General features: G+C 46.1%; 13 protein-coding genes. 5 read left to right on the top strand and 8 right to left on the bottom strand.

Going from position 1 to position 13,110, the window contains the following annotated elements:
• Window positions 1-6 precede the first annotated feature (6 nt).
• Entirely contained in the window at window positions 7-636 is a 630-nt protein-coding gene (gene purN / locus F905_RS02175) for a phosphoribosylglycinamide formyltransferase (RefSeq protein ID WP_005176574.1), read from the top strand.
• Window positions 637-712: 76 nt separating this feature from the next.
• On the opposite strand, the gene F905_RS02170 is transcribed toward purN, so the two are convergent.
• A complete protein-coding gene (locus tag F905_RS02170) occupies window positions 713-1,516 on the bottom strand; it encodes an alpha/beta fold hydrolase (RefSeq protein WP_005176572.1) in 804 nt (267 codons plus the stop codon).
• On the bottom strand, window positions 1,513-2,538 hold the full coding sequence (gene sppA, locus F905_RS02165) for a signal peptide peptidase SppA (RefSeq protein ID WP_005176569.1): 1,026 nt from the start codon (window positions 2,536-2,538) through the stop codon (window positions 1,513-1,515). The genes F905_RS02170 and sppA overlap by 4 nt, the downstream gene beginning before the upstream one ends.
• Window positions 2,539-2,668: 130 nt before the next feature.
• On the opposite strand from sppA, the gene F905_RS02160 reads away from it, so the two are divergent.
• Window positions 2,669-3,613: a lysophospholipid acyltransferase family protein gene (locus F905_RS02160; RefSeq protein WP_005176566.1), complete on the top strand. Its 945-nt coding sequence runs from the start codon at window positions 2,669-2,671 to the stop codon at window positions 3,611-3,613.
• Here the strand turns inward: F905_RS02160 and F905_RS02155 are convergent.
• The 3 genes from F905_RS02155 to F905_RS02145 form a co-directional block, all read right to left on the bottom strand.
• On the bottom strand, window positions 3,610-6,012 hold the full coding sequence (locus F905_RS02155; RefSeq protein WP_034597625.1) for a DNA internalization-related competence protein ComEC/Rec2: 2,403 nt from the start codon (window positions 6,010-6,012) through the stop codon (window positions 3,610-3,612). The two genes, F905_RS02160 and F905_RS02155, sit on opposite strands and share 4 nt — an antisense overlap.
• Before the next feature lie 85 nt (window positions 6,013-6,097).
• The gene (gene lolD, locus F905_RS02150; RefSeq protein WP_005176563.1) at window positions 6,098-6,781 is read right to left on the bottom strand and encodes a lipoprotein-releasing ABC transporter ATP-binding protein LolD; all 684 of its coding nucleotides are present in this window, start codon (window positions 6,779-6,781) and stop codon (window positions 6,098-6,100) included.
• Entirely contained in the window at window positions 6,774-8,009 is a 1,236-nt protein-coding gene (locus F905_RS02145; protein ID WP_005176562.1) for a lipoprotein-releasing ABC transporter permease subunit, read from the bottom strand. Before F905_RS02145 ends, lolD begins: the two co-directional genes overlap by 8 nt.
• Before the next feature lie 25 nt (window positions 8,010-8,034).
• Between F905_RS02145 and F905_RS02140 the strand changes: the two genes are divergently transcribed.
• Window positions 8,035-8,601, top strand: a complete 567-nt coding sequence (locus tag F905_RS02140; RefSeq protein ID WP_005176561.1) for a PilZ domain-containing protein — start codon at window positions 8,035-8,037, stop codon at window positions 8,599-8,601.
• Here the strand turns inward: F905_RS02140 and F905_RS02135 are convergent.
• The gene (locus F905_RS02135; RefSeq protein WP_005176560.1) at window positions 8,589-9,512 is read right to left on the bottom strand and encodes a DMT family transporter; all 924 of its coding nucleotides are present in this window, start codon (window positions 9,510-9,512) and stop codon (window positions 8,589-8,591) included. The genes F905_RS02140 and F905_RS02135 overlap by 13 nt on opposite strands.
• A gap of 5 nt (window positions 9,513-9,517) precedes the next feature.
• Window positions 9,518-9,985 carry a YaiI/YqxD family protein gene (locus F905_RS02130; protein WP_005176559.1) on the bottom strand — a complete coding sequence of 156 codons (468 nt, stop codon included), beginning with the start codon at window positions 9,983-9,985 and terminating at the stop codon, window positions 9,518-9,520.
• Window positions 9,986-10,249: 264 nt separating this feature from the next.
• On the opposite strand from F905_RS02130, the gene F905_RS02125 reads away from it, so the two are divergent.
• Both F905_RS02125 and F905_RS15465 read left to right on the top strand, forming a co-directional pair.
• Window positions 10,250-11,182, top strand: coding sequence for a hypothetical protein (locus tag F905_RS02125; RefSeq protein WP_005176558.1), 933 nt, complete (start codon window positions 10,250-10,252; stop codon window positions 11,180-11,182).
• A gap of 398 nt (window positions 11,183-11,580) precedes the next feature.
• Entirely contained in the window at window positions 11,581-11,721 is a 141-nt protein-coding gene (locus tag F905_RS15465; protein ID WP_005176552.1) for a hypothetical protein, read from the top strand.
• Between the two features lie 56 nt (window positions 11,722-11,777).
• On the opposite strand, the gene serC is transcribed toward F905_RS15465, so the two are convergent.
• Window positions 11,778-12,857: a 3-phosphoserine/phosphohydroxythreonine transaminase gene (serC, locus tag F905_RS02120; protein WP_005176549.1), complete on the bottom strand. Its 1,080-nt coding sequence runs from the start codon at window positions 12,855-12,857 to the stop codon at window positions 11,778-11,780.
• Between the last annotated feature and the right edge of the window lie 253 nt (window positions 12,858-13,110).

The following is a 13,110-nucleotide window of genomic DNA, read 5'->3' as shown; positions in this document are numbered from 1 at the left end:
TTGTCTATGTTGAAAATTGCTGTACTTGTTTCAGGCAGTGGATCGAACTTACAGGCCCTGATTGATGCCCGTCTTTCGGGACAAATTGTCGGGGTCATTTCCAACAAACCTGGAGCCTATGCGCTGGAACGTGCCCAAAAAGCCGGTATTGCCACTGCGGTAATTGAACACAAGCAATACCCAGACCGTGAAAGTTTTGATGATGTGATGCATCAACAGCTTTTAGACTGGGAGGTTGATCTAGTGGTGCTGGCAGGCTTTATGCGCATTTTAAGCGCCAAGTTTGTTAAAGCCTGGGAAGGGAAAATGCTGAACATTCACCCTTCTCTGCTGCCGCATTACAAAGGCATGCATACTCATCAACGGGTGTTAAACACGGGTGATGTCTATCATGGCTGTACGGTACATTATGTGACTGCCGAGCTGGATGCCGGTCAGGCGCTGGCCCAAGGGGTACTTACTGTATCGCATCAGGACAGCGTGGAAAGCTTGGCCAATCGTGTGCATGTGCTGGAACATCTGATTTATCCGCAAGTGGTGGAATGGATTTGTAGTGGTACGCTGCAGCACACACCAAACGCGGTGCTGTATCGTGGTCAGGTGTTAGCGCGACCGCTACAGTTCTGTCAGCGCTAAAATAAAAAGTAATATCTATAAAAAAACGCATCCTCGGATGCGTTTTTTTATGACCTGATTTTTCCCAAAAGTAATCTTAAGGTGCCTGATCCTGTAATAAGGATTTAATCATCTGTGCCACTTGCTCAGGCTGTTCCAGTGGGAACATATGACCGCCCGGCGCAACATGAAAAGGAATCCCGAATTTCTTCTCAATTTGCTGTGGAAACTTGCGGGCCAGAAACGGACCTTTCTCGGCCACCACCAGTTGTGCCGGCACCTTCAGCTTGGCCTGTGGCAACCACCATAAAGATGGATTGGTACGGAAAATCTGTACTTCATCCATTTTAGGAATGGTAAGCGTCACCCCACCACGTACAGGATCTTCTGTCAGTGCATGGTCGATATAAGCCTGAAAACAGTCCGGATCAAAATCTTGATAAAAGCCTTTGGGTCTGAGCAGCTCGGCCGCCTGCTGACGTGACTCCCAATGATCACGGCGGCGTTTAGACAATCCCGCCGGTGACATTTTATCGAGGGCTTTCAGCTTCAACAGTTTCGCTACATGCATCACTAAGGCTTCTTTACCCATGATCATTGGCGGATCCAGCATGATCAGCTGAGAAAACAGTTCCGGGCGTTGCTGCGCGGCCTGAAAGCTCAGCACCGAACCAAGTGAATGACCCAGTGCAATCACCTTGCGGCCTTGTGCCTGCCGCACAATACTGTCAATCACCTGCTGGGTCAGACTGTTCCAGTGATTATCGATTGGATAACGTTTATCTGGCCCGAGCAAAGGCACATCAATCACGTCATAATCATCTTGCAGATGCTGAAACAGTTTTTGATAGACCCGTGACGGTACGCCATTGGCGTGAGCAAAATGGATTAATGGTTTCATTGTAATTTGGTACTTTGTTCAGATTGAATCTGCTGCGATACAGCGCTGGCCATCCCCTGACCCACCGCAGTGCCCATACGACCCAGCATCGAATCCAGCGGATTATATTCAATGGTATAGTTGACGGTTTTGTCGACTTTTAATTCACGTTTTAACGTATTCATACTGCCCAGACGGTCAATAATACCCAGTTTCAACGCCTGATCACCGGTCCAGAATAAACCGGAAAACAAGGTTGGATCATTGGCTTTTAACTTGTTGCCACGGCCCTGTTTGACTGCAGTAATGAAATGCGCATGCACATTATCCAGCACACCCTGAACATGGGCTTTTTGTGCCGGATCCACCGGTTGTGTCATCGACAGCAGCGCCTTATTTTCACCGGAGGTCATGGTGCGATCTTCAACACCCAGCTTTTGCATTAAGCCACTAACGCCATAATTCGGCATAATCACCCCAATCGAGCCAACCAGACTGGATGGATTGGCAATAATTTCATCGGCAGCTGAAGCAATATAATAAGCGCCTGAAGCGCCGGTATCGCCAATCACCGCATACAGTTTTTTATCCTGATGCTGCTGTTTTAAATACTGGATTTCCTGCCAGATTTCATCGGACTGAACCGGTGATCCGCCCGGTGAATTAATATTTAGCACCACCGCCTTACTGCCGCTTGCTTCATAGGCTTTACGCAGTGATTTAATGGTATTTTCACTATTGACGCTCTGTTTATCGGCTGCGATGGTGCCCACAATATCGACCACGGCAATATGCGAACTGCTGGTCACGGCCGTAGCAGAATTATTGCTACAGCTTTTACCCATAATCACCAGCAGAATAAAAATATAGGCAAAGGTCAGGAACTTAAAGAAAACTCCCCAGCGTCTGGCGCGGCGCTGTTCTTCAACAGAGGCTAAAACCGCTTTTTCCAGTAACTTCCATTCGTTTCCTGTCGGTTGTTGTGCTGTGGGTGGATGGCTATTCTTGATTTCATTTTCTGGTTTAGGCGGCCAATCGGACATAAAAACAATCCAAAACTCGAGTTAATTTTCCTCCATTATATACGCCGAAAAACTGATTGCTGTCTAAATTGAATGTTTTCCCCTATAATATTTTCATTTTTAACCTTTTCTTTAGATTTCATTATACTGAATGACTGATAAACTCGCCCCAACGACTATCTCTCGTTTACTTCATTTTGTCAGTCGACAGCCCCTCAGCCTTTCACGCTGGGCGGCCCGCCTGTTGGCGGCATTTTTGAATGTCTTTCAGCTCAGCAAGACCTCTCAGGTCATTCGCCTCAATTTAAATATTGCCCTGCCGCATTTAGATGCGACCCAGCGTGAACAGCTGGCGCGTCAGGCCATTCGCAATGAACTCACCTCTTATTTTGAGTTTTTTAATATCTGGGGTGCAGAAAACCACAAGAATATTTCCCGTATTCATCAGGTGCATGGCGAGCAGCTGTTACATGAGGCACTGGCTGCGCAAAAAGGCGTGGTGCTGATTGTGCCGCATTTTGGCACCTGGGAAATCATGAATGCCTGGGTAGCACAGCATACTGAAATGACCATCATGTATAAACCGGTGAAAAATCCATCGGCTGATGAGTTTGTCCGTAATGCTCGCAGCCGTGAACAGGCCAATCTGGTGCCGACCAATGATAGCGGCATTCGCCAGATTTTTAAGGCACTGAAACAAGGTGGAACCACAGTAATTTTGCCGGACCACACCCCGCATTTGGGGGGTGAAATGATTCACTATTTTGGCCTGCCACTTGAATCCAGCAACCTGAGTGCCAAGCTGATTCAGAAAACCAAAGCCGCCGCCCTGTTCTTATATGCACTGCGCAATGAACAGCAAGGTTTTGATATTTTCATTGAGGCCATGGACGCACAGCTCTACGACTGTTCTGCCAATGAAGGCACCGCAATGATTCACCAGAAGATTGAACAGTTGATTGCCCGACATCCGGAACATTATCACTGGAGTTATAAGCGCTTTAAGGCACATCCGGCCTTAAGACGAATTTACGATATTCCGGTGGATGAAGCCTTGGCGTTAATTCAAAATACCAAACAGGCCAATTCCGCTTAATCGCGCAGCAGCCAAACCCGCGTATGCCGGTACGGCAGCACCTCATTCTCAGTGGGATAAAACTGGATGCTACCCTGCTGCGCGGTCTGCCATAATGGAATTTTTAAGGCGTTCAGTCGGGCTTGTACCTGTGTGCTCGGATGCCCATAACGGTTATTTAGCCCCGCCGATGCAATTGCCAGTTTAGGCTCCAGCTGTTTTAAAAACTGGTAAGATGAACTGTGCCGGCTACCATGATGGCCAAGCACCAGCACATCCACTTTTAAATCCGGATAATCCTGTAATAACTGATATTCAGTCGGCCAGCCTGCATCACCCATCAATAAAAAGCGAGAATAAGGCTGAGCCTGTGCAAACTCGACCAGCAGCACACAGGAACTTTCATTTTTCTGCTGTTCTACAGGATTTAACTGCTCCGGCTTCGGAGAGAGTACCTGTATCTGGATGCCCGGCTGCCACTGCCATTGCTGTCCTTGCTGGCAATAGTCAAAATGGCTATGAGGATTTACTTCAAGCTGAGCATTGGCATAGACCTGTTGCACCTGTAACTGTGGCTTTAAGGTCTGATAAGCGCCGCTATGATCCTGATCCAGATGGGTCAACCATAAATAATCTAACTGCTGCACGCCTTTGACACTTAAAAAGGGCTGGATAATCTGCCGGCCGATACTCCATTTCTGTTCATCATAATGACCGCCCATATCAATCATCATACTGTGTTCACGATAGCGTAAAAAGATCGCCTGCCCTTGCCCAACATCCAGCACAGTAAGTTCCACCTGCCGAGAAAACTGGTCCTGAAACAGCAAAGGTAATAAACACAGTGCTGACCAAGCTTTAGGTACAAGGCCTGCGGGGAGAAATAAAATCATCAGTCCCAGCACCAGACTCAGCAACATCGGCTGGCTCAGCGCAACCGGAATTAGTTGCGGCGCAAACAGCAAATCCAGCAAGTGCAAGCAGCCCAATAACAGGCTTAAAGCCAGATCATTAAGCTGAAACAGCAACTGACTCAGCGGTTCCGCCAGATAAAAACTTAAACCAGCCAGAATATCCAGCGGTACAGTCACCAGACCGATCCAGGGAATCGCTAATAAATTACTCAGCGGCGCAATCCAGGCAATCTGCTTGAAGAAAATAGTCATTAGCGGAAACAGCGCAATAAAAATTTTCCATTGCGATTCAAATAACAGCCGGAAGCCCTGCCACAATTTCTGTATTAACGTCTGTTGCGGATGCACCGGTTGTTGCCGGAGGGTCTGGTAAATCCTTAACAGCACAAAGCAGGCGCCATAAGACAGCCAGAATGCCGCCGACAGCACACTCAACGGATCAAGCAGTAGCAATAACGAAGCACTACCGATCAGCAAAGATAGCGGCTGTATCGGCTGTTTCAGCAACAGGCAGGCGCCTGCCACCAGACAAATCAGTAAAGTTCTGAGTGCCGGAATTTCAAACCCAACATAGGCACAATATACAAATACACAGCCCATAAACGGTAGCAACAGCAGATAACTGCGGGGCTGTCGCGCATATAATTCGGGCCAATAGCGGGTGACCATGCGCTGCAGCACAAAACACAGCATGGCAGCAAAAATCAGCACATGCGGCCCGGAAATCGCCAGCAAATGACTCATCCCGAAACGTTGAAACTGCTGCTCGGTGGCTTCATCGAGTAAACTTTTATCGCCGGTCAGCAGTGCCAGTATTAAGCCGGGATGCTGCAATGCCTGCTGCTGGATAAAGTCACGAATCTGTAAACGCTGTGTTTCGATCCACAATTTAAATTGCGGCCAGAGTTGCTGATGCTGTCTTAAATGTGCCCCAAATCCCAGCCGATACAGTTCCGATTCAGTCAGTTCCACAATCGACTGGACCTGAAAGCCGCTCATGATATTTTGCTGGAGATACCACTGCTCTACATCAAACGCACCCGGAACGGCAAAACTGTGCGCCGGCAAGGTCTGCCCCTGTAAACGATAATAACGCCCCAGCTGTAGTTCCTGTTCAGCCGGCAGCAAGGCCAGCCATTGCACCGGCTGGCTATGCCGGTTCAGCACCTGAACCGGTTGCCGGAGCTGGCTGCTACCCAGCTGATTGATTTGCTGGACATAGACCACCACCTCTGCCGGCTGGCGGGTCAGTTCACGAAATATCAACCGCTCTTGCAACTGGTTTTGGGCAAAATTCAGCCCCAACAAAAATGTAATGACAAATGCCACACAGGTATTAATTAATTGGATGCCCAGATGGGACCAATGTAAAGCAGCTATTTGCTGTAAAAGCAGGATAATCAGTAACAGGCCTGACAACCAGAGCGGGAAATCCAGCATCGGCCATAGCGTTTTGCCCATACAGGCAATACCTACAATCCAGCCGGCACCCATGATTTTGAACATGTCGTTTTCTGTCTTATTTTTATTTTGAGCAAGCATAAAGCCCACCGGAGTGGGCTTCAAGGGTCATTGATCTGATAATCGGGTTTTAGTCGGGTACCCAGATGCCATCCTGCATATGCAAAATGGTATCGGCCGATTTGGCCAGCTCTTCATCATGGGTCACAATTAGCATGGCCATATTAAACTCACGGCGCAGCTCGCGTAACAGCTCAAAAATCTTGATGGCGGTTTTACGGTCCAGGTTCCCGGTCGGTTCATCAGCCAGCATGACTGCCGGCTTGGTGACAATGGCACGCGCCAAGGCCACACGCTGACGTTCACCACCCGACAGTTCACCCGGTTTATGGGTCAATCGATGCGATAAGCCCACCCGATCCAGCAGATATTCGGCCTGCTGTTTCACTTCTTTAAAGTTGCTTTCCTTACGCAGCATCAAGGGCATCGCCACATTTTCCAGCGCACTAAATTCAGGTAACAAATGGTGGAACTGATAAACAAAGCCCAGATACTGGTTACGCAAATAACCACGCTCAGCTTCGCCTAAATTGTCAAAACGCTGACCATTTAAGTAAACCTCGCCCTGACTCGGACGATCAAGACCGCCGAGGACATGCAGCAAGGTACTTTTACCTGAACCACTGGCACCGACAATCGACACAAATTGTCCCTGTTCGATTTTTAAATCGAGGCCGCGCAGCACATCTACTGTGGTTTTGCCATCAGTAAAATGTTTGGTGACCTGTTTGGCTTCTAGTACAGTTTTATTCATAACGAAGCGCCTCTGCAGGTTGAATTTTCGCCGCGCGTAACGCCGGATAAATTGTGGCCAGGAAACTTAAAATTAAAGACAGGCTGACAATAACCACGACATCCTGCCATCTTAAATGCGATGGTAAGTAGTTAATGAAATAGGCATCAAACAGATTTAAGCCCAAGACATTATTCAGCCAGGCAATAAAACCACTGATGCTGGAGGCAAAAATAATCCCGAGAATCGCACCGGAGACTGTCCCGATCACGCCAATTACGGTACCTTGCACCATAAAGATTCGGGTAATTGTGCCCGGAGATGCACCTAAGGTCCGTAAAATTGCGATATCGGCTTTTTTGTCAGTCACCACCATCACCAGAGAAGAGACAATATTAAAGGCTGCGACCAGTACGATTAGGAACAGTAACAGGCTGACCATGGCCTTTTCCATCTGAATCGCACTAAACAGGTTGCCATGGGTATAGGTCCAGTCTGAAGCATAGAAATTGGCTGGCAGTTCACTCACAATGTCGTTGGCAACGGTAGGTGCGGCAAAAATATCATCCAGCTTCATGCGTACGCCTTGTGCGCCATCTGGCAGACGTAACAGGGTCGAAGCATCATTCAGGGCGATATAGCCCATCATCGAATCAACTTCGGCACCAATGCTGAAAATCCCCACAATGGTAAAACGTTTAAAACGTGGCACCACACCAGCCGGTGATGGCGTTGCTTCAGGCAGTACCAGGGTAATACTGTCATTTAAACTGAGGCCCAAAGCATCGGTCATTTGCTTGCCCAGCACAATCCCAAACTCGCCTTTTTTCAGGTTATCAATGCTGCCTTCCACCATATGCTGATGAATAATCGAAACTTTCTTCTCATATTCCGGCTCGATACCGGTCACCATAATGCCGGAAACCTGACCGTGTGCGGTCAACATCCCCTGTAATTGGGTAAACGGTGCAGCACCTGTAACGTGCTCATGTTGCTCAACTTTTTTTGCAAGTTCAGGCCAATCTGTTAAAATCTGGGTAGATGAAACAGTCGCTTGCGGAATCATCCCCAAGACCCGGTTCTTCAATTCACGGTCAAATCCGTTCATCACAGATAACACTGTAATCAGAACAGCAACACCTAAAGTGAGACCGATCATTGAAACCAGAGCAATAAAAGAAATAAAGTGATTACTGCGCCGAGCGCGCGTATATCTCAACCCTATATATAGCGAGATTGGTTTAAACATACCATCTAGTCCGAGGTAATACATTATGGAAAATTTACAGCATCAAAACGCTCAAAATGAACGTCGCGTGATGTCACGTATCGATGCTGCGTTGAGAATCAACTATCAGCTTATTTCTGATCAAGTTGCTCTTAATGATCCTTACGATCCTAATTTTATGTTGCCGCGTTATTTTCTACTACTCGCTGAATTAGATCAATTTGATCATGCGCTTAACTACGAATTAGAACAATTATCTGAAAAAGATCAACAAATTGCTCGAATCTTATCCTTATTCAACCAAAAATTAAACCTGATTACCGGTTCTTTATACGATGCAATTGTACAAAGCATGTTACCTGTACCGGAACAGGTCAACTTTTCCGAAAGCGGTTTAAGCTTCTACAGTGAGCGTGAAATTGCCGATGGCAGCTATATTCACGTGACCTTAAGTCACCCGGAAAATTTCTTTCATATTGCTGCAACTGCCCAGGTGGTCTATAGCAATGCCGAAGATAATGGCCGCTATCGTACCGGGGCCTATTTTATTACTTTACACCCGCAAGACCGCAGCAAACTGGCCGAAGTCATCCAGCAGTGTCAATCTAAATAAGTTTCAGGATGTGCCTGTTTACGTGCCAACGCCCGGCTTGCACGTAAATCATGGAAGAAATATAAGAACAAGCCAAACAATAAGACCAAAGCTCCGATCAGCACTGTCAAGCTCAGGGCTTCCTGATTCAGAAATGCACCAATTAGCAGGGCCAGCATTGGGGTCATGACAGTGGTCAGTGACAATGTGGTCGCCTGAATATTCTGTACCAGCTTAAAATAACAGAACATGGCAATCAGTGAAGCCATCACCACCGTATACAGTAAAGAGAATAAAGCCTTGGTTTCCGGAATTTCAGTCGGTGCATAAGGCCAGATTATTGGCAACATCAAAATTGCCATCAAGGTTGAAATCAGGATTGAACCAGTGGCCTGTGCCACAGGTTCCACCTTGGCATTCACTTTTTTGACCCAGAAAATGGACATGGCATAAATCAGCACGCTCAGCAGCATCAGACCAATCCCGACCGGCTGTACATGCTGGTTTTCTCCGCCCAGACAGATAATACCCAGTCCCAGCACTGCAACCAGCATCCCGAACCATTGCAGTTTTTTCAGACGCTGCTGAAAGGCAAAACGCCCGATCAGGCCGGCAATAATCGGTGCCAGACCAAACATCAGTGCAATCATGCCTGAACTTAAATAGCTGGTGGCCAGATAGGTAAAAATCTGGGAACCAAACAGGCTGCAGGAACCGGCCACATAACTATGCAATGCCGTCTGATCAACCGGAAAACGCACTTTGAGCAGCAACAAAAAGATAAAGGCCAGCGGCAAGGCAATAAAAAAACGTAAAGCCAGCGCCCACAGCATATGCAGATCCGACACACTCCAGACAATCGCCAGCGGTGTCGAGGCCCAGATAAACACCAGCAGCATATAAGTCAGGGCAATATTATTTTTTGAGGGCATGTAATTCAGCCGGTTTTACGTTTTTGTTTTTGAATGGTCTGATCCAGACTGCTGGAAAATTCGCGTTTATCGCGTTCGGAAATTGGTGGTGGCCCACCGGTCTGTACGCCAGCGCCGCGTAGAGTATCCATAAAATCACGTAAATGCAGCCGCGCTTTAACATTGGCGGTGGTATAGATTTCACCACGCGGATGAATTGCAATACCACCCTTTTCAATCACCTGCGCTGCCAGTGGAATATCTTGAGTCACCACAATATCGTTGGCCTGCATCCGCTCAACAATTTCCTGATCGGCCGCATCCGCCCCACTCATGACCTGCAAGGATTTAATTCGCACCGATGGGGTAATGCCCACATTCTGATTGGCCACAAAAATTACTTCGAGCTGATAGCGATCAGAAGCCCGGATAATCACATCTTTTAAAATTCTTGGTAAGGCATCGGCATCCACCCACAGCTTAAATGGCAGCACTTTCAATTCCGGCAATTTTGATGTCCCTAGTGTAGCAAAATTCACTCAACGCCGCGGCGGGAAATACAGGCTTTTTCACCAAGATGCTGCTAGAGTAATAACACGCTGGATCAGCTGATTGTGCTTAAGCAGCTTAAGCTCATCTTTTGACTTTTCTCATCATTTCGGGCATTTTCAAAGGAGAAATCGGCACCCAGACTTGAAAAATTTAAAATACCCTCGATTAAATAGATTAAGGCCACTCGACATTCTCTTAACGTGCTTATGAAAAATCAGAACAGACCAGACATTATTACCATTGAAGATCAAAGTTTTGGCAGCCATGTAGAGCATTGGACGCTGCTCACCGATCAGCCGAATGTTGATGTTCCCAAATGGTTAGGTCAGGCACTGGATGCACCCATCATGCCAATGGGGCTATGCACACAAGAATGTGATATGGATGACAGCACCTGGCTGATTCAGGGTCCGGTCAAACAGCCGATTCAACTGGCGCAGGTCATTGCCGTAGAGGCCAATCAGCCGAAAGCGGTTAAAACGGCCTTTCCATGTTTTGAAAGCCCGTATAAAACCCCGGTGACCATTGAACGGATTATTAGCTGCCCTTCCAATACCCAGGCGGTTTTGGGATTAAATCTGGGTGAAAACACCACGGTCTATGCCTTTGACAGTCTGTATAGCGTCAATCACCACCAGTACCAAAAAGACCAGACTTATATCGCGCATCTGAATGGTTGGGCTTACGAGCTGGAAGCCGTGGCAGAAGATGAGCAACTGATTGTTGATGATCCGGCCTCGATTAAACATCACCGTGCCTTAAATGATATTCTGGCGGCCAATAATGGTGTTGCCCCGGCCAATTTGCAGGAACAGATTGACGCCTGGGAGCCAAAATCTGAAGAAGATAAAGCCCCGGTGACCGTGAATTTCTCCAAAATGGTGGCCTATTTATATGGTGAAGTCTTAGGACAGGAAGATGAAGCCTGGTTCCAGGGCAATGTGGTCGGTAAAACCCAAGCGCAATTTATGAATCAGGATTACACCCTGTATGATGTCTGCCTAATTCATGAAGACAACCAGCCAGCCACTTTAATCCGTATTGCGACCAAAGAACCCAAGTTTGCTGATTTTGAAATTGGCCAGTTCATTCGCGGCAATATCTGGATTCAGGTCAGTATTTACGCGAAAAAACAATAATTTATATTTAAAGAAAGACCTGCTTCAATATGAGCTTTCAGCTTGAAGCAGGTCTTTTTTGTATCTTTTGAATTTATTTGATTATATTTTATCCACAGTTTTATTCTAAATAGCACTATTTTAAATTCAAAAATCACTTATTTATCCACAGTTTTAAATTTTAAAGCTTATTATTTAATCTCTATTGATTTTCATAGACTTAGATTAAATCTGTTTAAAAATTGAATATTGAATAAATCCGGTCAACAGAATGAAGAGATGATGTTCTGATTTTAAATCGGCTGAAAAGTTTATTAAGGAAAATGTATTTAGTACTTTATTTAACCAATTTTTTATGTTAATAATATGTGACAAATCGAAAGTATCAACGATAAATAGATCACTGGAATATAATATCTATGAAAATCGTGCAAGAAGAAAACTTACAATCTGTTGAACATCAAATGGGTCAGCGTTATCGTCTGGATAAAATGTCCTGCCTGTTTTTTGTTCTGGGCATGATGATTTCTGCCTACCTGCTGCATCAATTTATTTTTTAATCCGTATTCCATAAAAAAAGCCCATCCTGATGATGGGCTTTTTCGTATACGCTGGATTAGCCGTTGCGTTTGGCAAAGTCATCCATAAAGTTAACCAGTGCCTGAACACCTTCAAGTGGCACGGCATTATAAATGCTGGCACGCATACCACCAACTGAACGGTGACCAGCCAGATTCAACAGATGATTGGCTTCCGCTTCTTGCAGGAACTGTTTTTCCAGATCGGCATTGGCCAGCGTAAATGGTACGTTCATGATCGAACGGTTGGCTTCAACAATCGGGTTGGCGTAGAAATCGCTTGAATCGATATAACCATAAAGCAGTTTGGCTTTTTCAAGGTTGGTCTGATGCATGGCATCAACCCCACCATTTTCCAGTAACCATTCAAAAACCAGACCGGATAAATACCAGGCATAGGTCGATGGCGTATTCACCATTGAACCATTTTTCGCCTGATCTGAATATTTCAGGATGCTTGGAATTTCCGGCTTGGCCTGATCCAGTAAATCTTCACGGATAATCACCAGGGTTAAACCTGCCGGGCCAATATTTTTCTGTGCACCCGCATAAATTAAACCAAACTTGCTAACATCTAGCGGTGCAGACAGAATGCTAGATGAATAGTCACACACCAACGGCTTGTCGGTTTCAGGAATGCTGGCAAATTGCAGACCACCAATGGTTTCATTGTCGGCATAATGCACATAAGCTGCATCTGCAGATAAATCCCACTCGCTTTGCGCGCTAATCGCATGTTTACCATCAATCTGAATACCTGCGTTCACGACATGAATATCGCCATAACGCTGTGCTTCTTTTAATGCTTTTTCAGACCAGATACCGGTATGGATATAATCGGCCTTGTCATTTTTACCGAGCAGGTTTAATGGAATTGCCGAGAATTGTAAGGATGCCCCACCCTGCAAGAACAGTACTTTATAGTTCTCAGGAATGTTCATGAGTTTGCGTAAATCGGCTTCTGCTTTTTCTGCAACCGCAACATAATCTTTGCTACGATGGCTCATTTCCATGATCGAAAGGCCTTTGCCGTGCCAGTCCAGCATTTCTGCTTGAGCTTTTTCTAATACGGCAGTGGGTAATGCAGCAGGGCCAGCACAGAAGTTGTACGCGCGCATGATTTTTCCTTGTCAAGGTGAAACACAATAAAATAGGCATTTAACCACATCTTGCTCGGGCTTGCACAAAATTATTTCAATCTTGGCACGCAGATACAGTCGAAAAATCAATATAGATTCACAAGATAATTTTAACTTTTCCAGCAGATTGGAAGCCTATTCATCTCTATATCTGGCCCAATGTGGATGACCTTTTTCTCTTGATTAAATGTAATTTGCGCTGATCTTAAGCATATATGCAGTAATAGGCAGT

Source organism: Acinetobacter sp. CIP 53.82 (assembly GCF_000369465.1).
Taxonomy (GTDB): domain Bacteria; phylum Pseudomonadota; class Gammaproteobacteria; order Pseudomonadales; family Moraxellaceae; genus Acinetobacter; species Acinetobacter indicus.
The sequence above is the reverse complement of the archived record's forward strand: the minus strand, read 5'-3'. Positions and strand labels throughout refer to the sequence as shown.